Here is a 25526-nt window from a genome sequence, read left to right as displayed (position 1 = left end):
AGGTTTCGTCTAAACTGTGAATTTCCGGCATAAACAGACTTATGCGCTTTATTTAATTTTATCTTTTTATAAATGAAGATTGTCCTTCAGCTTCTATAGCCGAGTCGAACTTTTGATTTCATTCAACAAAAAAAACAAGCGCAGTTGCGCTTGTTTTTTAGAGATTCGCTAAAAAGTTGATGCCTATCGGCAATCTGAAACCTAAGAACATGGTCACGAATAGGAAAACCGCGAACAATGCCCAGAAAAGAGTTGTCGGTTTCTGCTTTTTCGAACGGACCAAAACCATTTCCATCATGCCGATTGTCAACAAGCCGAAAAGGAATTTCAACCCGTATTGCATCGCGTCAGAAGAAGACCATTCGATAAACAATGCCAATCCAGTGATAATAACCAGAACGTAGAACAAGCGCAGAACCATATGAAGAATTTTGCGGCCTTTGCTGTTCCGGTCCTTAAACGCTGCCACCAAAAAAAGTACAAGCGCTACAACCCAAGTTGTAATGTGAAAATGTGTAGTTTGAGTTAAAAAGTCCAAAACGTCACCTCTTTATCATTTAGTCCTTCTCAGTTTAGCATAAGTGGAGGACTAATAGACAAGCTTGCCGTTATGACAAATGTGTGACGAGCGTGCCGATTGATTCGATCGATACTTTGACTGTATCGCCTGCTTTAAGAAACTTCGGCGGATTAAAGCCTTTTCCGACACCAGCAGGAGTTCCAGTCAAAATCACATCGCCCGGTTCAAGCGCCACATATTTTGATACTTCGGCAATGATGTCGTCGACACGGCGAATCATATCTTCTGTATTACCGTTTTGGCGGACCTCATCGTTCACTTTGGTAACAATCGACAAATTTTGCGCTTCTGGAATTTCATCTTTTGTCACTAAATATGGGCCCATCGGACAAGAGCCCTCTAAGCTTTTCCCTAAAAAGAATTGCTGGTGCTTGCTTTGAATGTCACGGGCTGTTAAGTCATTGGCAATCGTATAACCAAATACATAATCATAAGCCAATTGCTTCGGAATCGACTTTCCTGCTTTGCCGATAACCACCGCCAATTCGCCTTCATAATCGTATGAATCCGTTAATTCGCTATGGACAGGCACTGTAGCCTCATCCGGCACAATGCAATTCGGCGCTTTTGTAAAAACCACTAAATTTTCAGGGGCTTCAGCACCCATTTCTTTCGCATGATCCGCGTAGTTTTTGCCGATTGCAATTATATTTTTAGGGGTTCTTGAAATTGGCGCCAACCATTCAATTTCTGAATAAGAGTGTTTAAAATCTTCAGGGCGATCAGATTGGGATGCAGCTTCCACTAGCTTGCGGACTTGTTCGACAAATTCCATTCCCTGCGCGATCCCTTCAATTAGCTGTGCCGGAAAAGATGGTAAGACCTCTAATTGTTGTTGTATTTCAAGTACATCCCATACGGCTTCTTCTTTTTTCACTTTCGGTCCAAAACATTCTTTTTCTCCATAGCGAAACGATAACAGCTTCATTCAATAAACACTCCTTTTCTTTGATTCCATTCATTATACACACTCAAGGTTTTGAATTGCTATTTTTTTTGAAACTTTTCCCGTAAGTCCATCTTCTCCACAACTTTTCAAGCGGACCTTGGTTAAACTTCGACAGCCAGGCTTCCGCAAAAATCATTTGGATAGCGAAAATGCCAAGAGCAATCAGCGTACCGGTCAGCAAATCCACTTTGCCGTATAAGCCAAAACCATATGAATAGAAAATAAATGTCGCGATTAATGACTGCATGATGTAGATAGTCAACGACATCCTGCCCACTTGGCCGAGCGGACGCAACAGTTTCCGAAAACCTTCACTTTGAGCAAGCAAAGCAATAATGGCTGCATAGCCTATTGCCACAAGCGGACCTCCGAAAAAATCCTGCAAATAAACATATGCATAATTTTTATCAATAAGTTGAGGCGTCGCTTTCAGCAGCACTCCGGCAAATAACGGTACGACTGCAAGAGAGATCCATACCTTTCGATAGTGTTTGGTCCGCTCAATCAACCGCCATTTAGCAGCAGCCGCTCCAACCATCATGAATGGCAGAATAGTCGCAAGCAGAACGATGAAATTAAACGGGTTATTGCTGTATACCCAATCTGACAGACGTTGAGCAAAAATATCAATAAAAGTTCCATTTGCATATGCATCAATTGAACTTTGAACAGCTTGGATCCCTGTATAAAAGCTCGGATTGATTGATACTGCATAAAACATTAAGGCAAGAATCAAAGCATGTGGAACCGTATAAATCAATAGTGCCATGCCCGCAAGCAGCTTTGATGATAGCCTTAGCATGCCGATCAGCAAAAAACCGATAATGGCATAGGAGATAAGAATATCACCATACCATAGAAAAAAGGCGTGGAGTATCCCAATAGCCAGCAATACCAGCAGCCGTCTTACGGCTACCGGCATGAATGCCTGCTTTCTTTCTTCAGCTTTCAAATATTGCATAGCTAAACCATATCCGAAAAGCATGGCAAACAGCGGATAGAAGCTCGCTTGGATAAAAACATCGATAAAATCATAAATTTCGGTGTCGTATGGCCGGGCAAAATACGTATATGGATCTACGTATGATAACGGCGAGTGGAATGCTAACATATTAATGACTAAAATGCCGAGAAGCGAAAACCCTCTCATCATATCAATCGCTTCCACCCGCTCATTCAACGAAACGGGTTGTAATTTCACATAAATCCTCCTATATCTTCACTTCATGGCCAGCCGCAAACAAATACAACAAGCGCTCTTTGATCGTAATTCCAAGAATAGCCTCAACCGCTTCTTGATAAACCGAAAGTTGCACCGTATATCGGGCTGCCATTTCACTTTGCACATCTGAAAGCTGGCTGATCCGGTCTGTTTTATAATCGAGCAACACCCATCCATCCGGTTCTTCAAACAAACAATCGACAATCCCCTGGATAATTTGATGATCACCCTCAGTGTCCTCTCTAGCATACGTAAACGGTACTTCCCGCTTGATGTTTGCTGCATTTTTCAACCGCTGCGCAATATCACTTTCATAAAAACGTTCAATTTCATTTACTTTGACCGCATTGCCTTCATCCGGTGACAGGATTTCCATGCCGACCAAAGTTTCGGTAAATTCTTTGATTTCAACCCGCGACAATTTCCGGTCAAGTGGCAGATGCTGCATGACTGCATGGACCGCCGTACCAACATCTGCTGCGGACAACCGTTTTTCCTGCATAAAATCAGGCCGGTTAAAAATAGTACGCCGCTCTGACGTTGCCGTTTGCATAAAGGATTCCGGTTCATCCAAACGCTGCAGCATTTGCAGCCGTTTCATCTCTGAAACAGATTGCTTGGACCGTTTTTCCACTGTATGCTGATGCGGATAACGGAAATCAAATCTTTTCGCTACTTCTTCTGTAAAATCCCGGTCTCCCTCTTTTGATTGCAGCAACTCCTCAAGAACCGCTGCACTTGAATCGAGGTCCCGTGTTTCAATTACAGAAATAAGGAAACGAGAATGATGCGGCAAAATGTTGCCATTCAGATTAAAGATTTCCTTAGCATCCGGATGGCGGGACAGGGCAGGACCGATCCAGTCCAAATAACCTTTTGCCCTAGAGCGGACAAATTCAGGGAGGCGCACTTCAGTAGAAGCCACTTTCCATTTTTCGAACAGCTTATCAATATCTTTGACAGAAGCTGTTAGAAACAGGCGCTCTTTAGCACGCGTCATTGCCACATACAATACCCGCATTTCTTCCGCCTTCATTTGCAGTTCTTTTACTTGTTTAACGGCCAAGAACGGCAACGAGGTGTACTCGATACGCGTGTCAGGATTCACCGCTTTTACTGCAAGGCCATAGTCTTGATCAAGCAAATACGACTTGCGGAAATCCATTTCATTGAACGACCGTCCGATTCCTGCAAAAAAGACAACCGGAAACTCCAGCCCTTTTGATTTATGGACTGTCATAAGACGAACAACATTTTCTTTTTCGCTCAGCGATTTGGCCGTTCCTAAATCGTCGCCCCGCTCCCGCATCCTGTCTATAAAGCGGAGAAAGCGGAACAAACCGCGGAATGACGTTTTCTCATATTCCAGCGCCCGGTCATGCAACGCGCGCAAATTCGCTTGCCGCTGCTTGCCGTTTGACATCGCGCCGACCATTTCATAATAACTGGTGTCCAAATAAACTTGCCATATCAATTCAGCCAATGAACCCCGGCGCGCCAAGTTGCGCCAGTCTTCCAATTGAACAACGAAGCGGCGCAGCTTTTCCGCTGCTGCCGGATCAATGCCCGAACCGCCACGGATGAAAGTTTTCACCGCTTCATAAAACGAAGCTTGCGGCGCAGCCAAGCGGATCTCTGCCAATTCATTTTCTGCAAGTCCGATAAACGGCGCCCGCAGCACCGAAACAAGCGGAATATCTTGATATGGGTTGTCAATGACGCGCAATGTATTCATCATGATCATCACTTCCAGCGCGTCAAAATAACCGCCAGTCAATTCTGCGTATAGCGGAATGCCGGCCTTTTTGAATTCGTCCACGAAATCGCCCGACCAAGTCATCGAACGCATTAAAACAACAATATCACTGTACTCCAATTTTCGCTGAGCTTGTTTCCATGGATCATAGACAAAAGTTTCTTTCTCCATCAACTCGCGGATTTTGCCTGCAATATAACGGGCTTCCCATTGCGATTTTTCCAAGTCGTCGTCTACCGGTGGTTCTTCTTCGGATTCCGGTTCGTGGATCAACGCCAACTCGATCGGAACATCTTGTTCGGGATAAGGCGCCAACGCTTTTAAGGCAGCCGCTTCATCGTAATCTATTTCACCGACGCGCTCCCCCATAATCTGGGCGAAAATGTAATTCGTTCCGTCCAATACTTCTTTGCGGCTTCTGAAATTGGCATTTAAATCAATGCGCAGCCCCGATTTGCTGGCATCTTTCGTAAAGCGGGAATACTTGCCCAAAAACAGCATCGGTTCTGCTAAGCGAAAGCGGTAAATGGACTGTTTGACGTCTCCAACCATAAAGAGGTTGCCTGTTTCTTCATCGCCTGACTTTACGAGATTCAATATAGTTTCTTGCAGCATGTTCGTATCTTGATATTCGTCTACGAGAACTTCTTTATAGAGATTTCGGTATTCAAAAGCAATTGCGGAAGGTTTGCCTTCTTCAGATAAAACTTCCAGCGCGTAATGCTCCAAATCAGAAAAATCGACAAGTGCCCGCTCGATTTTCAGCAATTTATATTGATCGGCAAAAGTTTGCGTCAGGCGCACCAATGTTTTCATCAAAGGAGCCATTTCCCGCATCTCATCCAATAACCGCTTCGGTGTCCGGACAAAGTAAGCTTCAAACACTTCATTTACAATTTTCTTTGCTTGATTGCGTTTGCCTTTTGCCTCTTCTGCTAATTCCGGATCGCAGGAGTCTTTGCGGATGCTTGCCGCTTTTGCCCATGAGAACGTCTTTGCCAGCGAATAAACGCTTTCCCAAGACTCGTCAAGCGCTTCGATCGCCGTATTTATCACTGCAGCGTCCATTTCAAAAGTATTGGTCAACAGGGTTGGACCATCTGGAGCATTGGCTATGTGCCAGCCTTCTTGCGTCACTTGCATCGCTTCTTCGAATGCGTGGCGGATAGCCATTTTCAAATCGCCGATAAACGGCAAACTGTCAATGGAAGCGCCAAGGGGCACATCATAAAGAGCTGGCACTTGCTCAAGCCATTGCTCTGGTTGCGGATGCACGCGCGAATAATCGTACAATTTGCTGATCAGCACTTCCATCGCCTGATCGCTGCGGTCAGAAGTAAAACTGTCTGCCAAGCGATAAACTTCATCTGCCTGCTCTCCCTCATATGCCGCTTCAAGGACCGCTTCCATCACATCATCTCGCAATAAGGCTGCTTCTGTTTCATTGGCAATACGGAAACCGGGATCGATTTCCATCAGGTAAGTATATTGCTTGACCACTTGCAGACAAAACGAATGCAGGGTGGAAATTTGGGCTTTATTGATCAAGCGCAGTTGCTTGCGCAAATGCTTGGATTCCGGATTTTCGGCTACAGCTTGTTCAAGTGCACTCGACATACGGTGCCGCATTTCAGCGGCCGATGCGTTAGTAAATGTAACAACCAGCAGTTCATCAACAGAAATCGGATTTTCCTCATCCAGCACTTTTTCGATCATCCGGTTGATCAGGACAGCCGTTTTTCCGGAACCGGCGGCTGCGGAAACGAGCATGTCTTGTCCCTTTGCCCATATTGCTTGCCATTGTGCATCAGTCCATGTGGCATCAGCTGGTTTTATCGGAATCATTCTCTGTCGTCTCCTTTCTTATCATTTCCACCGCTTTATCGGCTGGCAATGCCGGTAATTTCCGGTACGATTGTTCGGGATCTGCAGGATCAAATTGGCAAATTGAGCGGTATGAACAAAATTGGCATGGCGTATCTTCTTTCACTTTATACGGGATGATGCGTGTATCCCCATCTAGAATCCCATTGCCGGCAGCTTGATGCTTGTTGCGGACAAATCTGCGGATTACTTCCATGTCCTCTTTCAGGACTGTTTTGGATTGGGACTTTGAAATTCCGCCTTTTTTGTTCATCCGAACCGGAATAATATTTGAAAACCCTTCGATGTCTTCATCCATTGCATAAATAACGTTCGGGTCTTCCACTATCAGTCCGTTCATCTTGAACGATTTAGCCACTTCTTCTTCCAGCTCTTCCGAAGTCATCAGTTTTGTCAGCTTCAGCATGGGGTTATGCATATGAAAATATAGAACGCCTGCTGGTTCAGCCGCTTCTCCTACCCATCGCTCTGAGTGAGTCAGCGCCACGTCAAGGTACGTAAAAGTTTGAAGAGCGAGGCCATGGTAGACATCACTCAAATCGAGCCCTTGCTTGGATGATTTGTAATCGACGATGCGGATATAGGGCTTGCCATTAATGTTCGTGGAATCAATACGGTCGATGAGCCCTCTTACATTCATCTTTCGACCTTTTTTCAAATTGATGCCGAGCGGCGGAATCGTTTCTTTTGGCCCAAAGCCGACTTCCAGCGCAACGGGTGCAAACCCAGTTACTTTTGCGTGTTTGCTCAGCATGAAAGCAGTTTGGCGGATGATGCCCTCAAGCTTATGCTGAATGTAGCGGTAGCGGTGCGAACTGATCAATATACGGTTAACAAAGTAAGGCGTCAGTTGTTCCATCGCTTGCTTGGCCAGCTCTTGGCACTGTTTGCGGGATAATGAAGACCAGGACACATTCAACCGGTTCACTTCATCAGAAATCCATTTGATGGCCGCATGGAACAAATCGCCCATTGCAGGCGCCGCCAGCTTATACTGATCGCGTTCTTCAAGCCGCAAACCGTATTGGACATAATGCGCAAACGGACAGCTAAAATAGGTTTCAACACGCGATACGCTTGAAGAAATAGGCGTTCCGTATAAGGGGTCCGCAATTTCTTCCCGAAGTTCGTCTGCTTTGTTCGGTCCGATAGGCGCCAGAATCCGGTCCACTACCGAAGACCAAAACGGATCTTCATGGTAATAAGCAAGCACCGCACGCCATTCAGGCCCTAGTTCTCCTCCTCGTATTTGAGAAGTCAAATACGATAAAGTTGCACGCGGGTGCGAAATATATTCCACATGCGAGGCTTCTGTTAATTCTTCAGGATCGATGACCGCTGGCTGAATGACCAGTGCAAACATATCCACCAGCTTTTGAATATAAAGAGATGGCAATAATGCCTTTCCTTCTTCGTCTGCAATCGGATATGACACCGTCAGCAAATCAGAAGCCGAAGTAAACGCCCGGTATACCATATAAGTTTCGTCCATAAGCCTAGTTTTGGATGAAGGCGCCAATTCAATGCCGATTTGGGCAAACCAATCCCGATCGGTATCGGTCAACAAACCTTCCTGTTCAATTCTTCTAGGCAATACGCCGTCGTTAGCGCCAATAACAAAGACCGATTTGATATCCATTAATCGTGCCAAATCAATTTTCGAAACTGTCACTTGATCGAGGGAAGTCGGAATACGGGAAAATTCCAGTGTTTCAAATCCTTCGTCCAAAATTTTAACTGCTGTCGCAAGCTCAAGCTCTTTATCCCCGAACATAAGCACAAACTGGTCCAGCACACCAATCCATTGGTTCCAAGCTTGCTCATGCTCTGTAGCTGCAAGCAAGCGATGCTCCGCTTCTTCCCGTTCTTTAAGGTGCTGTATTTTTGCATAGACGTCCATTTCTTCTATGAATAAAAACAGCGCTTGGGCGATTTCCTTACCAGTAGCACAGTGATCCAAGTTATTTTTCAAGCCGGCAAGCGGCTCCCGCACCAAATCGCGGACTGCATGCAATTCCATTTGCATCGCCAATTCTTCATCTGTTTGAATGCCTGTATGGAATTCCAGTCCTCGGTATTTTTTATAGAACCAGCGATTTTCTTCGAACCACCGCTCGCCATAAATTCCGTTTGCAATAATGAAATTTTCTAGTATATCGCTTCTTTCACGCCATTTTGCAACGTTGCCTTCCGGAAAAAACAAATCTGTCTTTACTGCCCGGAAGACCGGTTCGTAGGAAAAATTGGAAAGGATTGCTTCCAGAACCGAGCGGCTGAATTCAACCAGCGGATGATGAAGCATCGACTTTTTACGGCTGATGAAATAAGGGATATCGTATTGCGGAAAAATTGTATTGATCAACTCGTCGTATACTTCCGGATCCCGATATAAAAGGGCAATTTCGTTATAACGCATGCCGCTTCTTACTTGATCGCGAATGCTTCTAGCTACGGCATGCATTTCTGCTCTTCTGTTTGATGCTTCAATTATAGATATCTTTCCTTCTGACACTGTTTTTTGCATAGGATAGTCATCAAAATGCTCCTCCAAGTGGGAAAGTTCACGGTTATTGAAGCGGCGTGGGGAATCCTTGTAAACAGAAGGATCAATAGCTACGCCTTCTTTTCTAGCCTGCTCAATCAATCGTTGAGCTGTAATTGCCGATTGGAAGAACAATGCTTGTTCATCTTGGGGATCAGCCTGATCGTCCATGGGCAAGGCAATCGTCACGGATTTTGCGTACTTCATCAACTCGCCAATGATTTCAAACTCCCGGGCAGTAAATGTCACGAATCCATCCATATAGATTTCTGCTTTTTTCACTGTCTCGGAATGCTTTATCTTTTCCGACAACAGGGCAAGATGTCCTTCGGAATCGACAAAAACTTTTCCCAGACGGCTTTCAATTTCTATAAGGATCAGTTCCAGATCCGCCGCCTTGTCAAGCAAGGTTCTTGGAGCTCCCGCTTCAGACAAAGAAGAGCGGATAGCAGTCAATTCATCGCAAGCGACACAGTATCTGGAAAACTCTTTTACTAATTGTTCAATCTGGTCGGTAAAGCCTCTTTTTCCGGCAGCACGCCGGAACAATTGGAAATCTTCCCGGTGCTCTTCTAGCAGGCTTCGAATCAGCATACGATAGCCGAATGTATCCACTTCTTTTCGGCTAATTCCGCCAACTTCCTGCAATACCCGCCAGGCTAAGCGTTTAAAAGTCATGGCTTGCGCCCGGATTGTCCCTTTCATGCCATCGGTTGTCGATAGCCGGTACTCAGTTGAAAAAGACATCTGGTCGGGTACGATCAAAAAGATCGGATCGCCATCTGCCCGTTGTTTTAATTCTTCTACGATTTCGTCTTGCATAAACCGGGTTTTTCCGGACCCTGCGCGCCCATATACGATTCGTAATGGCACATAATCACCTCTCCACTTAAGAACATTTGTTCTTATTTTAAAGGAAAACTTTTATAAAATCCACTGCAGTTGTTTTACGGTTGCTCTTTGCTGCGTTCTGCTCTTATTCTGCGAAATTCTGCTTCAGCTTTTTTATTCATTTGATTTTCAAGAATTTTTCCGCCAATATACAGGGAAGCAATAAGCAGCACAACAATAGCTGTACGAAGCGGTTGGGTAAAGAGGGCTTGGATGTCATGCCCAACAAAAGTGACAATAAAAACCATGACAAATTTTCCGGCCATGAGCGTTCCCAAATAATAATGTTTTCTTATATTTGCCAGTCCAGCAACCAAATTCACAAGTGCAGAAGGTGTAAAAGGAAAACAAATAATTAAGAAGAGCGGGCCGAAGCCAGTTCGCTCCACCCAATGAATGAGCCGCTGGACTCTTTTGTGACGAGTCATAAAATTTAAGAAACGGGCTTGGCCAAATTTACGGATTATCAAAAATACCGCATATGATCCTGCCACGGTTCCTGCCCATGATAGAAGAAACCCGAACCAAAAACCGTAGGCTGTGGCATTTGCTACTACAAAAGCAAATAAAGGCAAAAAGGGAAGAAACGACTCAAGAAAAGGAAGCAAAAATCCGATAATCGGCCCTAATGCCCGATACGACTGAGTCAACTCATATATATTTTCCCACGAAACGATATCCATCATTCTAGCTCATCCTTTAATTGATTAATTTTAATTATCGTGCTTAAAAGCATATTTCTTTTTATTTATAATGCATTCCTTTTAATAAATAGAGTTAAAATACGTACTGCTGGTACAAAAATAGTACTAAGCAAATATACTTATTTTAGGCGGTTCCTTTTTTTCAAAGAAGGCAAGTGTTAAACTGAAAATACAGTATCATTGACTTATGTTGCTTAAAGTAAGTCGCTGAAACCGCCAGTTTGAACAAGCACTGGGCTTAAAGCTTCTCTTTCTGGAATCATTTAGTGCATGATACATGTTAATCATTACTTTACACTCTTTAGCCCTATTTGGAAAAGAGAAATACTCGTACATAAGGAGAGAGTCATTTGGACACACGTGGATTCACCGCCGGGCTGAAAGCCGGGACGAGTATTGCAATCGGGTATTTCCCAATAGCTTTAACTTTCGGTTTGCTTGCAAAAACAACAGGGCTTTCCATCATTGAAGCGACAGCTATGAGTATTTTTGTTTTTGCAGGCGCTGCGCAATACATTTCATTGTCATTGATAGCAGCGGGTGTAGCTCCTGCAGTGATTGTATTGAATACGTTCATCGTTAACATCCGCCACTTTTTAATGACGGCTGCGCTCAATGAAAAGATGCAACCGGATGCCCGTTGGAAAAAAGCATTATATGCTTTTGGCATTACGGATGAGTCATTTTCAGTATTAGCTACCCAAAAAGGCGGCAAGCTTCGAACACCCTTCGCTGCTGGTGTCATCCTCATTTCTTATGGCAGTTGGGTCATCTTTACGGCAATCGGACATTTGATTGGCGCCAATCTGCCACAGTTTCTGCAGGCATCAATGTCGATTGCGCTATATGCCATGTTCGTTGGATTGCTCGTCCCTTCAATGCGGGGCAATCGAAAAGTGGTCAGCTTGGCAGCCATTGCTGCACTCACCAACTCATTTTTTTATTTTACCGGGTGGCTTTCGACTGGTTGGGCCATTATGGTCTCCACTCTGGTCTCGGCAGTCCTTATTGAACTTATTTCTCCAAAAGAGGTGAAATCGTAATGGAAACTTGGTATTGGTGGATGATTCTTGGGATGGCGGCAGTGACTTACCTTCCGCGAGCTATTCCTTTAACATTGTTAGAAGGGCGTGAACTTCCACTACCTATACAGCACGTTCTTCGAAACATCCCATACGCAGTTCTAGGCGCTTTGATCTTTCCTGCCATCTTTTTTATCCAAGAAAATATCTGGTTTGGCGTTATAGGTGCGGTTGCAGCATTTGGCATTGCCTTTACCGGCGCCAATGTGATGACTGTTGTGTTAGGTTCGATTGCTGTATTGTCGATTTATAGTTTGCTTTTTTGATTTTCCTCAAAGAAAAAAGCCGTCACTCATTTTCATGAGTTTCGGCTTTTTTGCGTTTGTTGAACATATTGGTGGCATACCAAAATCCAATAGTCAGGGATGCGGCATTGACGACGTATAAAAACCATGTATTTGTATAACCGGCATAAACAGCTGCCGCTATCAGTGCTACCGTTAAAACCAATCCGACTATATGATGGAAAGTCACTCGGGTGAAAAGAACCACAAGCAAGCCAGGCACTAATAAAGACAATAAAAATTTCGTTAACATCGAGTCCATTTTCTTGTCTCCTTAATTTACTACAATCAATCCTAAGCGGTGATGGTCATGCCGGAAGATAACATGCTGGCGAAGCCGGACTTCCCTGTTGTGGTCCAGCACTTCCAAACGGCAATGCGCGGCATTGACCTGAATCGCCTCATAAAGCTCCGATTCGTTTGTAACCGTTAACCCATTTACTTTACGAATCACTTCACCGCGGATCAAGCCCATTTTATCGGCAGGCGAATCCGGCAGTACATCGACAATCATTACTCCCACGGCTTGAGGAGTGACCGCGTGATTTCCTTGGCGTTCTTTGACAGTAAAGTAAATAGTGATTGCTAAATGCGCCAATGTACCAACAATCAGTGCTGCTAACGCCATCGGCTTCCACAGGAACGCCCCTAACGATAAGAGGACAACCGCTCCTCCGGCTATCATGATAAACTTACCGATTCGCGGAAAGAAATAGATCGGCAAGGTTTTTCGTGCGCGATTTTGAAAACCGAAAACAAGGGGAAATAAAATAAATGAGAAAGAACTTTCCCCAATTGGCAATTGCGGCCAGTAGGGTGCATAAGACTCCACTAATGAACCCGGTACAACAAATAAAACAGGAATTAGCCATAACCGTTTTGTTTGGTAAAGGGCAGCCATCATTCCCCTTGGGGATTTTTCCAGTCTCGGTGAAGAAGAAGCGGCGCCATATTTTCTGACCAGCCAGCCTTCAATCAAAACCACAATCCCTGTAATCAAGGCGACCGGAAGCAGCCAGTTCCACGATAAAGAGTAGCCGTCGAACCGGAAAAAGCCGAGGTCAATAGCCCAATCGTTTTTTTGCATCAACCAGCCTAAAAGCACGGCTGCTGTTGACAAATAAATGAATGAACCTATTTGGTAAAGACCAGAAATAAGCAATATTAGGGTGACGATGCTTAACGCAATAAGCCATTCCGTTGGCACTACTAGACCAAGTCCTGCAATCAAGATGGACAATCCAACTGCAAATAAAAATCCTTCTTTTAATAAACCACCGAGCTCTGTCCAACCCCAGACTATCCGTGTCCTAAACTCTTTCCGTTCTTTTTTCACCCGAAAATATCCGAGAAGAATCGCGGCTATTAGCGCTATGTAAAAAACCGGATTGATAAAAAACCTTCCTATGTCGAGCAATACATCCATTATCACGTTATTAACACCTTCCCATCACCGGCAACACACGTTTCTTACCATTGTATCAAAGATTCTCCGTATTCTGCACTTCTTTTTCAGTTAATTGATTGCAGCGGCAAGCTGATCCAAAATATCTTGGGTGCCTTCTATTCCCGCTGACAAACGGACGGTCTGTTTAGTCACACCAACTTTTTGTTTTTCTTCATCCGTCAATTCACGATGTGATGTGCTGTATGGATAAGAAACAGTTGTTTCAACACCTGCTAGAGTCGGCACAATCCCAATCCAGCCGAGGGAAGAAAAAAAGCGATAGACGTCCACATGCTCTGGAAGCTCAAAAGTTACAATGGCTCCCTTTCCTGGATACCATACGCGCAGTTTTTCTTCCAGAAACGCTGCAATGGCCATCGCATTTTCCGTCTGGGCTTTCATGCGCAGAGCTAAGGTTTTTATGCCTCTGATCGTCAGCCAAGCTTCATACGGACTTAAATTCATGCCGAAATTGACAATCCGTTTTTCTGCTTGTTCGATCAAGTCTCCGTGCCCCACCAAAACACCCGCTGTAACGTCTCCATGTCCGCCTAAATACTTTGTCGCGCTGTGGACGACTAAATCGGCACCATGTATAAAAGGCTGTATGGTATATGGCGTAGCGAACGTATTATCGATCAATACTTTTACGCCATATTGTTTTGCAATTCCGCAGAGTCCTTCAATATTTTCCACCCGTAAAAATGGATTCGTGATAGACTCGCTGATCACCAATTTCACTTCCGGATAATCAATCAGCTGCTGTTCAATTGCTTTCGTATCTTTGAAATCAGCAAAGTGGACATGGATGCCCATTCGCAAAAGCTCTTCCTTCAACAAAAGAAAAGTGCCTCCATAAACATCTTCTGCCGCCAGCACATGGTCGCCAGTTTGAACAACTGCCAGAGTACCGGCAAGTATCGCAGCCATCCCGGAAGATGCTGCTATCCCTTTAGGTGCCTTTTCTAGATCGGCGACCGTTTGCCCAAGTGCATCAGTATTTGGATTAGCAGTTCTGGAATATAGGTAAGTTCCGTTTCCTTCATAGTAGCCTTCCATTTCCTCTAAGGAAGAAAAAGAGAAAGCGGATGTTTGGTAGACAGGCATCACTTTTGGTTGGATAACTCTTCCCTCCGCTTTTGCCGTCTGGACTGACATTGTTTCAAATGACTTCATAACCACATCTCCTTATTGTAAATTGGCAATATAATCCTTCATTACTTTCTCGTCCATTGGGCCAATATGTTTCTTTTGGACACGGCCTTCTGTATCGATCATATAAGAAGTCGGTATTGTAATAGCTTGGTAAATAGAGCCAATATCACCTTCTTTATCCATCGGAACAGGGAATGTCAGGTTATGAGCTCTTACAAATTCCGTAATTTTGTCAATCCCCCGGTCTTCTGTCGTTAAATTGACGGCTAAGATTTCCACATTTTCTTCTTTTGCATCATCATAGTAATTTTGCATAAGCGGCATTTCTGCTTTGCAAGGAGGGCACCACGTTGCCCAAAAATTTAATATCACTTTTTTCCCCTTGTAATCTGATAACTTTACCGCTTCCCCTGATAATGTAGTCAGTTCAAAATCTGGGGCGACTTCACCTGGCGCCAGCCCTTCTTTTGTAGCCAAAAACTCCACGTCAGTACCGACAGACATTGTTTCAAGAGATTCATTTTGTTCTATATTATTTTTTACAATTCCAGAAATCACAATTCCTATCATAACAGCCATCAGCAATAAGCCAATTATTCTTTTCGGCATTTTTTCTTCACTCCGTTCTTCTTCATCATACGATAGAACCCCCTAAACATTCCACTAATGATGCAATGATTTCCCTTCTAAAAAAACGGCCGGCATCTCGAAGATGCCGGCCGTTTAAGATTATAGGGATACAAATGAAGCAGGATTGACTGCGTTAGTACGTGCGCCATTCCATGGACCAACATGAATTTCAAAATGTAGGTGTGGCCCAGTTGAACGGCCAGAGTTGCCTAATCCGCCAACACGCTGCCCCTGTGATACTTCTTGCCCTGCAGAAACATCAATTGAATTTAAATGAGCGTAAACCGTTGCATGGGTTTGTCCGTTAATCGAATGGGTTAGGATTACCACATTGCCATAACCGCCCATATTGCCAGCAAATGATACATAGCCGCTGGCCGCTGCTTTAACAGTCGTACCAATACTATTTGCAATGTCCACTCCTTGATGGAATTCAGGCCCATCGCCTATATTGCGCCAGCCAAATCTAGATGTATAACGGCCTGAAGTTGGCGTGATGAATCCTGAATTTATAACTCTTGCGGGTGCTGTGTAAGAAGATGCAGACGAACTTGAATTGCGTGCTTTCTGAGCTGCTGCTTTGCGTTCAGCTGCAAGCTTTTGCTGGCGTGCTTCTTCCGCTTTGCGAGCTAGTTCTGCAAGGCGGTTTTGTTCTTTTTCAATCTGCTTTTCCAAGTCTGAGCTGACGCTGATTGCTTCATTGCGTTGCTGCACCAATTGCGACTTTTCTTTGGACAATTGCTTTTGCTCGGCTTTCAGTTCTTCTACAAGACCTGCCTGTTCTTTCTTTTGGCCATTCAATTTATCATTAAGGGAAACCAATTCTATACGCCGTTGCTCCTGCTCAGCAAGTTTTCTTTCGACTTGCACTTTTTGTTCTGCCAATAGCTTTTTGTCAGCTGCTTGTTCACGCATGATTTCGCGATCCGCTTCAATCAATGTGTTAACAGCTGAAAACCGGTCAATAAAATCAACAAAGTTGTTCGCTCCAAGCAGTACGTCTACATAGTCGACTGATCCGCCGCTTAATTGAATGGCGCGGGCGCGTTCTTGCAGCAATTGATCACGTTCTGCTATTTTGCGTTCAAGTTCTTCAATCGACTTTCTCAATTCATCGATTTCAGCTTTTGTATAATCTATATCAGCCTGTACACTATCAATTTTGGCTTTTGTTTCTTCAATTTTATGGTTTAAATCCTCGATTTTCCCCATAATCTCTTCCAGCTTTAATGCGTTTTTAGCCATTTTCTCTGTTTTTTTGCTTATATCAGAAGTCAATTCATGTTTATGATGCTGAGCTTCTTGCTGCTTTCGTTCCAAGTCACTTAATTTGTCCGCATTTGCAGCTGTCGGCAATAAAATAGATAAAGCTAACACCGACGAAATACCTGACAACATCCATTTCGATTTCGAGCTCAAGTTCGTGTTCCCCTTTCGGCTTTCGTTCTTTGCCTATCTCTCTATCTCTTTTTAATCCAAAAACTCTGTTAAATGAAGTTATTGATTTTGAAGGGAATCGCGCTCTTCTCAAAAAAAGCGCGTATCCTTTGTTCCTTCTAAAAAAATCAACAATAACCTTTAACAGAGCAAATTACTTCCCTTATACGCGTAAGAATTTCCGGATGGACATAAAGCTGCCCCAGATTCCGATAAACACGCCCATTACCAAAATCAATACACTCACTTGATAAATGAACGGAGTTAAATCAAGCAGTTGAATCATTTCACCACTTAGCTTAGGTTTTGCAAAATCAGTTACTTTATAATAGAGGGTAGATACGAGCGCAATCGGAATAATCGACCCCAAGAGCCCTAGCCACATGCCTTCTAAAATAAACGGAATACGGACAAACCAGTTGGTTGCGCCCACTAGCTTCATGATTTCAATTTCATGGCGTCTAGCTACAATCGTGATCCGTATTGTATTAGAAATTAAGAACATAGCGGTAAACAGCAATGCCAGAATCAAGACTAAACCGACATTCCGTCCCGTATTTAATACGTTGAACAGCTTTTCAATCTTGCCTTCGCCGTATTTCACGTCTTCGATATTTTCTATTTTTGCTATTTCAGTCGCTACTTCTTGTGTTTTTTGAGGTTCCGAAGCTTTTATATAGAAGACATCAAACAATGGGTTGCTTTGCTGAAACAAGCTTAGCTCATCCCCAAAATCAAGAACCAAATCAGTCAATTCTTGTTCTTTTGTCGAAAAAGTTACGGATTCAACACCCGGCATGGATTGGATTGTTTTTTGTATTTCTTCTATTCTAGCATCATCCGCCTCTAAAGAAACGAATGTTTTTATTTCAACATCATTTTCTAAATCATCGGCTACTTTATTTAGGTTCATCATGATCAAAACGAATACACCGACTAGGAGCAAAGTGACAGTAACAGCGCTGACAGAGGCAAATGTCATCCAGCTGTTGCGGCCTAAGCTTTTCAAGCTTTCTCTAAAATGGCGTGTTAATGTTCTAGCCTTCATAGCCGTAATCACCTCCAGCTACATCACGAACAATTAAGCCGCCTTCTATCGCAATTACACGATGTCTTCTGTTATTAACCACTTCACGGTTATGAGTGGCCATTAAAATAGTCGTTCCAGTAGCATTGATTTGTTCAAACAAATCCATTATGTCCCAAGATGTTTCAGGATCCAGATTTCCAGTAGGCTCGTCTGCAATCACTACTTTAGGTTTGTTGACGATTGAACGCGCAATGGAAACCCGTTGCTGTTCCCCTCCTGACAGTTCTGTCGGGAACATCCGTGCTTTATGTTTTAATCCAACCAATTCTAATACTTCCATAACCCGTTTCCTGATCTTTTCTGGAGTTTCTTCAATTACTTCAAGAGCAAATGCGACGTTTTCGTATACATTCAGCCGTGGAAGCAATTTGAAATCCTGAAATACAACACCGATTTGACGGCGAAGCAATGGAACTTTTTTATTTTTTAACGTAGCAAGATCTACGCCATTTATCAGCATTTGTCCTGAAGTCGGGCGTTCTTCACGATACATCATTTTGATGAATGTTGATTTCCCCGCGCCGCTCGGACCTACCACATATACGAATTCACCTTGTTCTATTCCAACAGTCAATCCGTTGAGAGCGACAATGCCATTCGGATATTTTTTATAAACATTCTTCATTTGAATCATTTACTTAACCACCTATATTTATTGGATTTTCTCCAATTTGCATTTCCGTTAAAATTTCCGACTGACTTATTATATCACCTTAAACCTTTTTTTGTATTACAGTTGTGTTTCAAATATTTTAAAAGGTTTTCGCTTATCTATATCTAAAGTCCCTATAAAAGACAATTTTAATTTCTGTTTTTCATACATTTTTATTAAGTATGCAGTTTATGTGTCTAATTTTTGAATTTTTTTGCATAAGAAAAACCGGCTCTTAAGCCGGTTTACTTTTTGCTTGCTAACCATTCAGCCACTGCGTCTGCTTCTTCGCCTTCGATAATATCAGCAGGCATTGCACCTTTACCGTTATCAATAACACTGCGGATTTCTTCTTGAGATAAACGCGAACCAACATTATTTAATGCAGGAAAATTACCTGCGCCTTCCAGATTTTCACCATGGCAAGAGATGCAATTTTGCTGGACGACTTGTTCCGGGTCAACAGAAGATGAGCCAGAGCCGCCGCCTTCTGTTGGTGCAGGTGCAGGTTCTGTTGTCGTTTCGCCATTTCCTCCACAAGCGCCCAAGGCAAGTGCCGAGCCGAGCATTAAAGCGAGTATTCCTCTTTTCATGTATGCTGCCTCCTCCAAGATGTTTTCACGTTAATTAAAGTATACCTAATTTAAGAACGTTTAAAACCCTCGCCAAGAACTTCCGATGCATCCGAAACGATAACAAAAGCAGAAGGGTCAATTAATTTCACCAATTGCTTTAATCGGGTAAATTCTGTTTGATGCACGACAACCATCAGAAGCGGTTTTTCGGTATCTGTATAGCCACCGGTTGCAGTAAGTTTTGTAACTCCCCGGTCCACTTCTTCATAGATAGCGTCCCGGATTTCGACTTGCTTGGTAGTAATAATATAAACCAATTTGGAACGGCCGAACCCTACTTGGACAAGATCAATCGTTTTTGTCGTAACGAACAGGCCAATCAATGCATAAAGCCCATTTTCAATATTAAAAACAAAAGCCGCAGCCAAAACGATAAAGCCATCAATAAGTGCAATACTGGTTCCCAGCGAGAGACCGGTATACTTTGTAATTATCTGCGCAGCCAAATCAGTTCCGCCAGTTGAAGCTTTTGCCCGAAATACAATGCCTAGTCCAAGTCCGACCATGATGCCGCCAAACAACGCGCCAAGCAAAGGATTTAACGTCCACGGTTCCCATGTTTCTGTCAGGAACACGACAAATGGCAAAAAAATCGTTCCTACGGCTGTTTTGATTCCAAAATTTCTGCCGAGAAGAAGGACTCCAGCGATAAACAGAGGGATATTGAATGTCCACTGGACAAAAGCCGGTTTCCATTCAAACAGCCCTTTCAAGATCGTACTAATGCCGCTGACGCCTCCCGAAGCCACTTCATTAGGCAGCAGCAACACGTTGAAGGAAATGGCAACAATAGCGGATCCGATAAGTACGCCAAGATAATCTCTTATGGCAGATAACACTGGATGCGGTTCGTTGTAGGTGCGTTCCTGTTTTTTCTTCATATTTTATGATGCCTCTTTCCGTATAAGTAAGTACACATGATTCCTGTCAGAGTATAGCAAATGGCAGCCTTCTTGTGAACTTCATCCGGATAAAGCAAATCTTATATTAAAGAATGGAAACAAAAAGACCCGAAGCACTTAGTGCTTCGGGTCTTAAAAATTACTGCATTTTCGAGCGGAGAAGAGAATTGATGAAACCATCAATATCCCCATCCATAACCGCTGATAAATTGCCTGTTTCATAATTGGTGCGATGATCTTTTACCATTGAGTATGGATGGAACACGTAAGAACGGATTTGGCTTCCCCATCCGATTTCTTTTTGCTCACCACGGATTTCAAGCAATTGGGCTTCCTGCTCTTCTATCTTTAAAGCATACAATTTTGCTTTTAGCATTTGCATAGCCTTTTCGCGGTTTTTAATTTGCGAACGTTCTTGTTGGCACGTGACAACAGCTCCCGTAGGCAAATGCGTAATCCGCACCGCTGAGTCGGTTGTATTGATATGCTGTCCGCCAGCTCCACTTGCCCGGTACGTATCAATCTTCAAGTCTTCCGTGCGGATATCGATTTCAATTTCGCCAGTGAATTCCGGCATGACTTCACATGACACGAACGATGTATGGCGACGGCCAGATGAATCAAAAGGAGAAATTCTTACAAGTCGGTGAACGCCCTTTTCAGCTTTCAAGTAGCCGTACGCGTTATGGCCTTTAATGCCAAGTGTGACGGACTTGACTCCAGCTTCATCACCTGCCAAGTAGTCAAGCGTCTCTACTTTAAAGCCGCGTTTTTCAGCCCAGCGGGTATACATGCGCAATAGCATTGAGCACCAGTCTTGAGACTCAGTTCCACCGGCTCCCGGGTGCAATTCTAAAATGGCGTTGTTTTTGTCATACGGTTCACTTAACAGCATTTGCAATTCATAATCACTGAGTTCAGATACAAATGTTTTCATTTCCGTACTCAGTTCTTCATGCAAATCTTCATCCTGTTCTTCCCGCAGAAGTTCAAGTGTCATTTCTAAATTTTCCTGAGTATCCACGAACCCGTGGTACGTATTTACAATATCTTTCAATCCATTCAATTCGGAAATGACTACCTGAGCCTTTTCTTGGCTATTCCAAAAATCCGGGTCGATCATCATTTCATCTAATTCCTGAATCCGCGCCTCTTTGTTCTCTAAGTCAAAGAGACCCCCTGAAGTCCGCCAATTTCTTGGCTGATTTGTCGAGCTCATTGCGGATATCTGCTAAATCCATCATGTATATGTTCCTCCTCAAAATAACACCGAAGAGCTTGGCTCTTCGGTCTTGTCGTGCTTCTTATAGCGCTGCTGCACCGTGGCAGTTTTTATACTTCTTGCCACTGCCGCAAGGACATGCATCATTTCGTCCAATTTCGACACTCTTCCGTGCAGGCTCTTTTTTCTTTTTAGCTGGCGGACCATCTTCTTTTGGATTGATGGCTTGTCCTTTCGCCACTTCTTGGCGCTCCAGGTTATTGCGTATTTCCGCCTTCATAGCATATTTGGCTACGTCTTCTTCAATGGATTCAACCATTGCTTCGAACATATTAAAGCCTTCATTTTGGTATTCACGAAGCGGATCGGTTTGTCCATATGCGCGCAAGTGAATTCCCTGGCGCAATTGGTCCATCGCATCAATATGATCGATCCATTTAGAATCAATTGAACGTAGAAGAACGACTTTTTCGAATTCACGCATGCGTTCCGGTGTCAATTCCGCTTCTTTTTCATCGTAATGTGCTGTTATTTTCGTTTTAATTAACTCTGTAATTTCTTCTTGTGATTTGTTTTGCAAATCTGCTTCGGTAATGGTGTTTTCCGGAAGTAAATTAGCGGCAATCGTATCAGCAAGAGACTTCAAGTGCCAATTTTCTTGCTTTTCTTCTGCAGTGTGAACCGCAACCATTCTATCGACTGTACTGTCAATCATCTTCTCTACCAAAGCGCGCATATCATCGGTTTCAATTACTTCCATACGTTCCTTGTAAATAATTTCACGCTGTTGGCGCAATACATCATCGTATTGAAGCAAGCGTTTCCGTGCATCGAAGTTATTGCCTTCCACACGTTTTTGGGCGGATTCGACCGAGCGGGTAACCATGCGCGATTGCAGCGGCTGGGAATCGTCCATACCTAACTTGCCCATCATATTGCGCATTGCATCAGAGCCGAAACGGCGCATCAATTCATCTTCCAGAGAAAGATAAAATTGTGTAACGCCCGGGTCCCCTTGTCGTCCAGAACGTCCGCGCAGCTGGTTATCAATACGGCGGGACTCATGGCGCTCTGTACCAAGGACAGCCAAGCCTCCGACTTCTCTAACACCTTCGCCAAGTTTGATATCTGTACCGCGTCCAGCCATGTTTGTCGCAATTGTAACGGCGCCTTTTTGGCCGGCATTCAAAATGATTTCTGCTTCAAAAGCATGGTTTTTAGCGTTCAATACGGAATGTTTGATGCCTTTTTTCGTCAAATAATCCGATATGATTTCGGACGTTTCAATAGCAACTGTCCCCACCAAAACCGGTTGCCCTTTTTTATGGCGCTCCGCTATATCGTCGCCCACCGCCTTGTATTTTCCGGCAATCGTTGCATAAATCAAGTCGACCCGGTCATCCCGGATAATCGGTTTATTGGTCGGGATGGAAATGACGTTCATATTATAAATATTGCGGAATTCCTCTTCCTCAGTCTTTGCTGTCCCCGTCATGCCGGAAAGCTTTTTGTACATACGGAAATAGTTTTGGAATGTAATCGTAGCCATCGTCATGGATTCGTTTTGGACTTCCAAAGCTTCTTTAGCCTCGATTGCCTGATGCAGACCGTCCGAATAGCGGCGGCCTTTCATCAAACGTCCTGTAAACTGATCGACGATAATAACCTCGCCGTCCTGGACAACATAATCAACATCCCGGTGCATCGTCACTTGCGCCTTCAGTGCCTGGTTGATTGCATGGTTTAAGCGTACATGGTTCATGTCAAACAAGTTTTCGATCCCGAAAGCTTTCTCTACTTTTTCAATGCCGTCTTCCGTTAACATGACTCCTTTAGTCGTCTCGTCATACGTATAATCAGTATCTTTAGTCAAAACTCGCGTAAATGCATTAGCTTGCATGTAAAGCTGTGCAGCTTTTGCAGCTTGGCCGGAAATGATCAGCGGTGTACGCGCTTCATCAATAAGGATTGAATCGACTTCATCGATAACAGCATAATTTAGTTCACGCTGTACCATCTCTTCCTTATACAAAACCATGTTGTCCCGTAAGTAATCAAAGCCTAGTTCATTGTTTGTGCTATATGTGATATCGGAAGCATAGGCTTCACGCTTTTCTTCTTTTGTTAGGCTATTCAGGTTCAAGCCGACAGACAACCCTAGCCATCTGAACAGCTTGCCCATTTCTTCAGCATCCCGGCTCGCTAAGTATTCATTGACAGTTACAACATGTACGCCTTTTTTTGATAAAGCGTTCAAATAAACCGACAAAGTAGAAGTCAAGGTTTTCCCTTCCCCTGTTTTCATCTCGGAAATATTGCCTTCATGAAGGGAGATAGCACCCATGATTTGGACGCGGAACGGGAACATGCCTAGGACCCGTTTAGAAGCTTCGCGCACTGTAGCAAACGCTTCTACTAACAAAGCATCAAGGGTTTCACCTTTTTGGTAGCGCTCCATTAAGTCTGGCGTTTTCCCTTGAAGCTCTTCATCAGAAAGAGCTGCAAAGTCAGAAGCTAACGCCTCTATTTGATCAGCCATTTTTTCAAATCTTTTCAAGTCCCGTTTGTTTGGATCGAATACTTTGTTCAATACTCCAAGCATTTATAACCGCTCCTTGCATAGTGTCCGCCTTGAAAATCGCCGGATCGCCTTTGCTATAATAGAATAATTTTAATTAACGCAACGCTTTATAAATTCCCTAATTCCCTTATGCGTTTAGTCTTTTCAAAAATCTCACTTCTTATTTTAACACTGAGAATACATGGGTGCAAATATCCGAACGGGTTTAATTGCATGGTATAGCGCTATATTCAGAGGCAAACAAAAAAAGCCTCTCGTCATGAGAGGCTTTTTATTCATCGGTTAAGAAGAGCTTGTTTCAATCAAACCATAGCTTCCGTCTTTGCGTTTATAGACGATGTTTGTGCCGTTCGATTCTGCATCCGTAAATACGAAGAAATCGTGGCCTAACATATTCATCTGCAATACCGCTTCTTCTTCATCCATCGGTTTTAGATCGAATTGTTTTGTGCGGACAATCGTCAGATCATCTTCTTCTTCCGATTCTTCCTGCTGGTTTCTCAAATCGTTTTCTGCTGCTGCAAATGCAACCCCGATGCCATCACGGTCGCGGAATTTGCGGTTCACTTTCGTTTTATATTTACGTATTTGCCGCTCTAATTTGCTTACAATCAAATCTACTGCTGCATATAATTCTATATGGCTTTCTTCACCCCGTAAGGTTAAGTTTTTCATTGGTATCGTAACTTCCACTTTTGTTTGGCTATGGTTGATCGCTTTTAAGTAAACCATCGCTGTTGAGTTTGTACCTTCCGGGAAGTAACGTTCAATTTTGCTAATTTTTTTTTCAATGTAGTCACGCACTGCTGGAGTTGCTTCTACGTTGTCTGCCTTAATATTGAATTGTAGCATCTTAACTCCTCCTTCTTGTATCTATCTATACAGTTCTATATCTTCCCTTTCTCCTCCTCCTTAAAACGTAAAAAAAGTTTTGTAGTATGATAATTCAGGTAAACTAAACGGAAGGAGTTGATCTAATGTTCACTGGCAAAACAATTATTGTTACAGGAGCAGCAAACGGTATCGGAAAAAGTATCGCCAAGCATTTCGTGTCTGAAAAAGCCCGTGTTATCGGACTGGATCTAGAAAAGTTTACTCTTGAAGGGGTTGACTCCAGGCAATGTGATGTAGGCGACTTTAGCCAAGTAACAGAGGTATTTGCCCAAATCCATAGGGATTACGGAGAAATCCATGCTTTAATCAATAACGCAGGAGTCTCAGAATTCAAGTCTATATGGGAAATTGAAGAGTCAGATTGGGATCGTGTTTTAAATACCAATTTAAAAAGCGTTTTTATCTGCAGTCGCGAAGCGGCTCGGTACATGACCGGCGAAATACGTTCGATCGTTAATATGGCTTCGACCAGAGCATTTATGTCCGAGCCGAACACAGAAACATATTCCGCTTCAAAAGGCGGGATTTACGCATTGACTCATTCACTGGCCGCAACCTTAAGCGAGAAAAAGATCCGGGTGAATTCCATCGCTCCTGGCTGGATCCATACTGGCGAGACAGGAGAATTGCGGAATATTGACCACAGCCAACATTGGAGCGGCCGTGTCGGCGAAGTGGATGATATTGCTCGTGCCTGCCTCTTCTTGAGTGATCCGCGCAATTCATTTATCACAGGCGAATGCTTGACCATTGATGGCGGCATGACACGAAAAATGATATATGAGCATTGAAAAAAGGGCATCCGGAGTACGAGGCCACTGAAAAACCCTAAGAAAAAGCATCGAATTTCTGATTTTAGAAATTTGGTGCTTTTTTTGTTGTATACTGGTTCTAACTTCAAGGAGGGATAACCATGATGCCAGACAGACCGTCCATGAAACCCAGTCCTTATGCCGCCCTTTATGATCTTGTCATCCCCCACGACCA

The 25526-nt window shown here is 43.6% G+C and carries 21 protein-coding genes; 3 read left to right on the top strand and 18 right to left on the bottom strand.

Annotated elements, in window-relative coordinates; genetic code table 11:
* Nucleotides 1-157 precede the first annotated feature (157 nt).
* The 6 genes from B0H99_RS15505 to B0H99_RS15480 all read right to left on the bottom strand — a co-directional run bounded on the left by B0H99_RS15505 (nt 158) and on the right by B0H99_RS15480 (nt 10510).
* Entirely contained in the window at nt 158-538 is a 381-nt protein-coding gene (locus tag B0H99_RS15505) for a YisL family protein (RefSeq protein ID WP_106534592.1), read from the bottom strand.
* A 70-nt stretch (nt 539-608) separates the two neighbouring features.
* A complete protein-coding gene (locus B0H99_RS15500; protein ID WP_106534591.1) occupies nt 609-1508 on the bottom strand; it encodes a fumarylacetoacetate hydrolase family protein in 900 nt (299 codons plus the stop codon).
* Nucleotides 1509-1551: 43 nt separating this feature from the next.
* Nucleotides 1552-2730: a DUF418 domain-containing protein gene (locus B0H99_RS15495; protein ID WP_106534590.1), complete on the bottom strand. Its 1179-nt coding sequence runs from the start codon at nt 2728-2730 to the stop codon at nt 1552-1554.
* A 10-nt stretch (nt 2731-2740) separates the two neighbouring features.
* Complete coding sequence (gene addA / locus B0H99_RS15490) at nt 2741-6352, bottom strand: helicase-exonuclease AddAB subunit AddA (protein WP_106534589.1); 3612 nt, start codon at nt 6350-6352, stop codon at nt 2741-2743.
* Nucleotides 6330-9806, bottom strand: coding sequence for a helicase-exonuclease AddAB subunit AddB (gene addB / locus B0H99_RS15485; RefSeq protein ID WP_106534588.1), 3477 nt, complete (start codon nt 9804-9806; stop codon nt 6330-6332). The genes addA and addB overlap by 23 nt, the downstream gene beginning before the upstream one ends.
* A gap of 74 nt (nt 9807-9880) precedes the next feature.
* Nucleotides 9881-10510, bottom strand: a complete 630-nt coding sequence (locus B0H99_RS15480) for a TVP38/TMEM64 family protein (protein ID WP_106534587.1) — start codon at nt 10508-10510, stop codon at nt 9881-9883.
* Between the two features lie 368 nt (nt 10511-10878).
* Here B0H99_RS15480 and B0H99_RS15475 point away from each other — a divergent pair, with 368 nt between their 5' ends.
* Both B0H99_RS15475 and B0H99_RS15470 read left to right on the top strand, forming a co-directional pair.
* Nucleotides 10879-11571, top strand: a complete 693-nt coding sequence (locus B0H99_RS15475) for an AzlC family ABC transporter permease (protein ID WP_106534586.1) — start codon at nt 10879-10881, stop codon at nt 11569-11571.
* Nucleotides 11571-11876 (top strand): AzlD domain-containing protein, encoded by a 306-nt coding sequence (locus B0H99_RS15470; protein ID WP_106534585.1) that lies wholly within the window; start codon nt 11571-11573, stop codon nt 11874-11876. Before B0H99_RS15475 ends, B0H99_RS15470 begins: the two co-directional genes overlap by 1 nt.
* Before the next feature lie 22 nt (nt 11877-11898).
* On the opposite strand, the gene B0H99_RS15465 is transcribed toward B0H99_RS15470, so the two are convergent.
* The 12 genes from B0H99_RS15465 to hpf form a co-directional block, all read right to left on the bottom strand.
* Nucleotides 11899-12156 (bottom strand): CsbA family protein, encoded by a 258-nt coding sequence (locus B0H99_RS15465; protein WP_106534584.1) that lies wholly within the window; start codon nt 12154-12156, stop codon nt 11899-11901.
* 12 nt (nt 12157-12168) lie between these two features.
* Complete coding sequence (locus B0H99_RS15460) at nt 12169-13320, bottom strand: PDZ domain-containing protein (RefSeq protein ID WP_106534617.1); 1152 nt, start codon at nt 13318-13320, stop codon at nt 12169-12171.
* Between the two features lie 90 nt (nt 13321-13410).
* Nucleotides 13411-14517: a trans-sulfuration enzyme family protein gene (locus B0H99_RS15455; RefSeq protein WP_106534583.1), complete on the bottom strand. Its 1107-nt coding sequence runs from the start codon at nt 14515-14517 to the stop codon at nt 13411-13413.
* 12 nt (nt 14518-14529) lie between these two features.
* A complete protein-coding gene (locus tag B0H99_RS15450; RefSeq protein WP_106534582.1) occupies nt 14530-15105 on the bottom strand; it encodes a redoxin domain-containing protein in 576 nt (191 codons plus the stop codon).
* Between the two features lie 120 nt (nt 15106-15225).
* Nucleotides 15226-16545 (bottom strand): murein hydrolase activator EnvC family protein, encoded by a 1320-nt coding sequence (locus tag B0H99_RS15445; protein WP_106534581.1) that lies wholly within the window; start codon nt 16543-16545, stop codon nt 15226-15228.
* A gap of 181 nt (nt 16546-16726) precedes the next feature.
* The gene (ftsX, locus tag B0H99_RS15440) at nt 16727-17611 is read right to left on the bottom strand and encodes a permease-like cell division protein FtsX (protein WP_106534580.1); all 885 of its coding nucleotides are present in this window, start codon (nt 17609-17611) and stop codon (nt 16727-16729) included.
* On the bottom strand, nt 17601-18287 hold the full coding sequence (gene ftsE / locus B0H99_RS15435; RefSeq protein ID WP_106534579.1) for a cell division ATP-binding protein FtsE: 687 nt from the start codon (nt 18285-18287) through the stop codon (nt 17601-17603). Before ftsE ends, ftsX begins: the two co-directional genes overlap by 11 nt.
* Before the next feature lie 263 nt (nt 18288-18550).
* Nucleotides 18551-18898, bottom strand: coding sequence for a cytochrome c551 (gene cccB / locus B0H99_RS15430; protein ID WP_106534578.1), 348 nt, complete (start codon nt 18896-18898; stop codon nt 18551-18553).
* A gap of 50 nt (nt 18899-18948) precedes the next feature.
* On the bottom strand, nt 18949-19821 hold the full coding sequence (locus B0H99_RS15425; RefSeq protein WP_106534577.1) for a YitT family protein: 873 nt from the start codon (nt 19819-19821) through the stop codon (nt 18949-18951).
* A gap of 160 nt (nt 19822-19981) precedes the next feature.
* Nucleotides 19982-21083 (bottom strand): peptide chain release factor 2 gene (gene prfB, locus B0H99_RS15420; protein WP_106534616.1). Its coding sequence is split into 2 segments (ribosomal slippage): nt 19982-21010 and nt 21012-21083, totalling 1101 coding nucleotides; the frame shifts between segments, so codons are not numbered across the junction.
* Between the two features lie 63 nt (nt 21084-21146).
* On the bottom strand, nt 21147-23666 hold the full coding sequence (gene secA / locus B0H99_RS15415) for a preprotein translocase subunit SecA (protein WP_106534576.1): 2520 nt from the start codon (nt 23664-23666) through the stop codon (nt 21147-21149).
* 261 nt (nt 23667-23927) lie between these two features.
* The gene (gene hpf / locus B0H99_RS15410; protein ID WP_106534575.1) at nt 23928-24497 is read right to left on the bottom strand and encodes a ribosome hibernation-promoting factor, HPF/YfiA family; all 570 of its coding nucleotides are present in this window, start codon (nt 24495-24497) and stop codon (nt 23928-23930) included.
* A gap of 125 nt (nt 24498-24622) precedes the next feature.
* On the opposite strand from hpf, the gene B0H99_RS15405 reads away from it, so the two are divergent.
* Nucleotides 24623-25330: an SDR family NAD(P)-dependent oxidoreductase gene (locus tag B0H99_RS15405; protein WP_106534574.1), complete on the top strand. Its 708-nt coding sequence runs from the start codon at nt 24623-24625 to the stop codon at nt 25328-25330.
* The last annotated feature ends 196 nt before the right edge of the window (nt 25331-25526 follow it).

The organism is Planomicrobium soli (assembly GCF_003014655.1).
In the GTDB taxonomy this organism is placed as follows: Bacteria; Bacillota; Bacilli; order Bacillales_A; family Planococcaceae; genus Planococcus; species Planococcus soli_B.
The sequence above is the reverse complement of the archived record's forward strand: the minus strand, read 5'-3'. Positions and strand labels throughout refer to the sequence as shown.

What these genes read in the sequence shown, in the direction of transcription:
- B0H99_RS15480 (WP_106534587.1), bottom strand. Translation starts at nt 10,510, where the DNA reads ATGATGGATATCGTTTCGTGGGAAAATATATATGAGTTGACTCAGTCG.
- B0H99_RS15500 (WP_106534591.1), bottom strand. Translation starts at nt 1,508, where the DNA reads ATGAAGCTGTTATCGTTTCGCTATGGAGAAAAAGAATGTTTTGGACCG.
- B0H99_RS15450 (WP_106534582.1), bottom strand. Translation starts at nt 15,105, where the DNA reads ATGCCGAAAAGAATAATTGGCTTATTGCTGATGGCTGTTATGATAGGA.
- addA (WP_106534589.1), bottom strand. Translation starts at nt 6,352, where the DNA reads ATGATTCCGATAAAACCAGCTGATGCCACATGGACTGATGCACAATGG.
- ftsX (WP_106534580.1), bottom strand. Translation starts at nt 17,611, where the DNA reads ATGAAGGCTAGAACATTAACACGCCATTTTAGAGAAAGCTTGAAAAGC.
- secA (WP_106534576.1), bottom strand. Translation starts at nt 23,666, where the DNA reads ATGCTTGGAGTATTGAACAAAGTATTCGATCCAAACAAACGGGACTTG.
- B0H99_RS15465 (WP_106534584.1), bottom strand. Translation starts at nt 12,156, where the DNA reads ATGGACTCGATGTTAACGAAATTTTTATTGTCTTTATTAGTGCCTGGC.
- B0H99_RS15425 (WP_106534577.1), bottom strand. Translation starts at nt 19,821, where the DNA reads ATGAAGAAAAAACAGGAACGCACCTACAACGAACCGCATCCAGTGTTA.
- B0H99_RS15455 (WP_106534583.1), bottom strand. Translation starts at nt 14,517, where the DNA reads ATGAAGTCATTTGAAACAATGTCAGTCCAGACGGCAAAAGCGGAGGGA.
- B0H99_RS15460 (WP_106534617.1), bottom strand. Translation starts at nt 13,320, where the DNA reads ATGGATGTATTGCTCGACATAGGAAGGTTTTTTATCAATCCGGTTTTT.
- B0H99_RS15470 (WP_106534585.1), top strand. Translation starts at nt 11,571, where the DNA reads ATGGAAACTTGGTATTGGTGGATGATTCTTGGGATGGCGGCAGTGACT.
- cccB (WP_106534578.1), bottom strand. Translation starts at nt 18,898, where the DNA reads ATGAAAAGAGGAATACTCGCTTTAATGCTCGGCTCGGCACTTGCCTTG.
- ftsE (WP_106534579.1), bottom strand. Translation starts at nt 18,287, where the DNA reads ATGATTCAAATGAAGAATGTTTATAAAAAATATCCGAATGGCATTGTC.
- B0H99_RS15405 (WP_106534574.1), top strand. Translation starts at nt 24,623, where the DNA reads ATGTTCACTGGCAAAACAATTATTGTTACAGGAGCAGCAAACGGTATC.
- hpf (WP_106534575.1), bottom strand. Translation starts at nt 24,497, where the DNA reads ATGCTACAATTCAATATTAAGGCAGACAACGTAGAAGCAACTCCAGCA.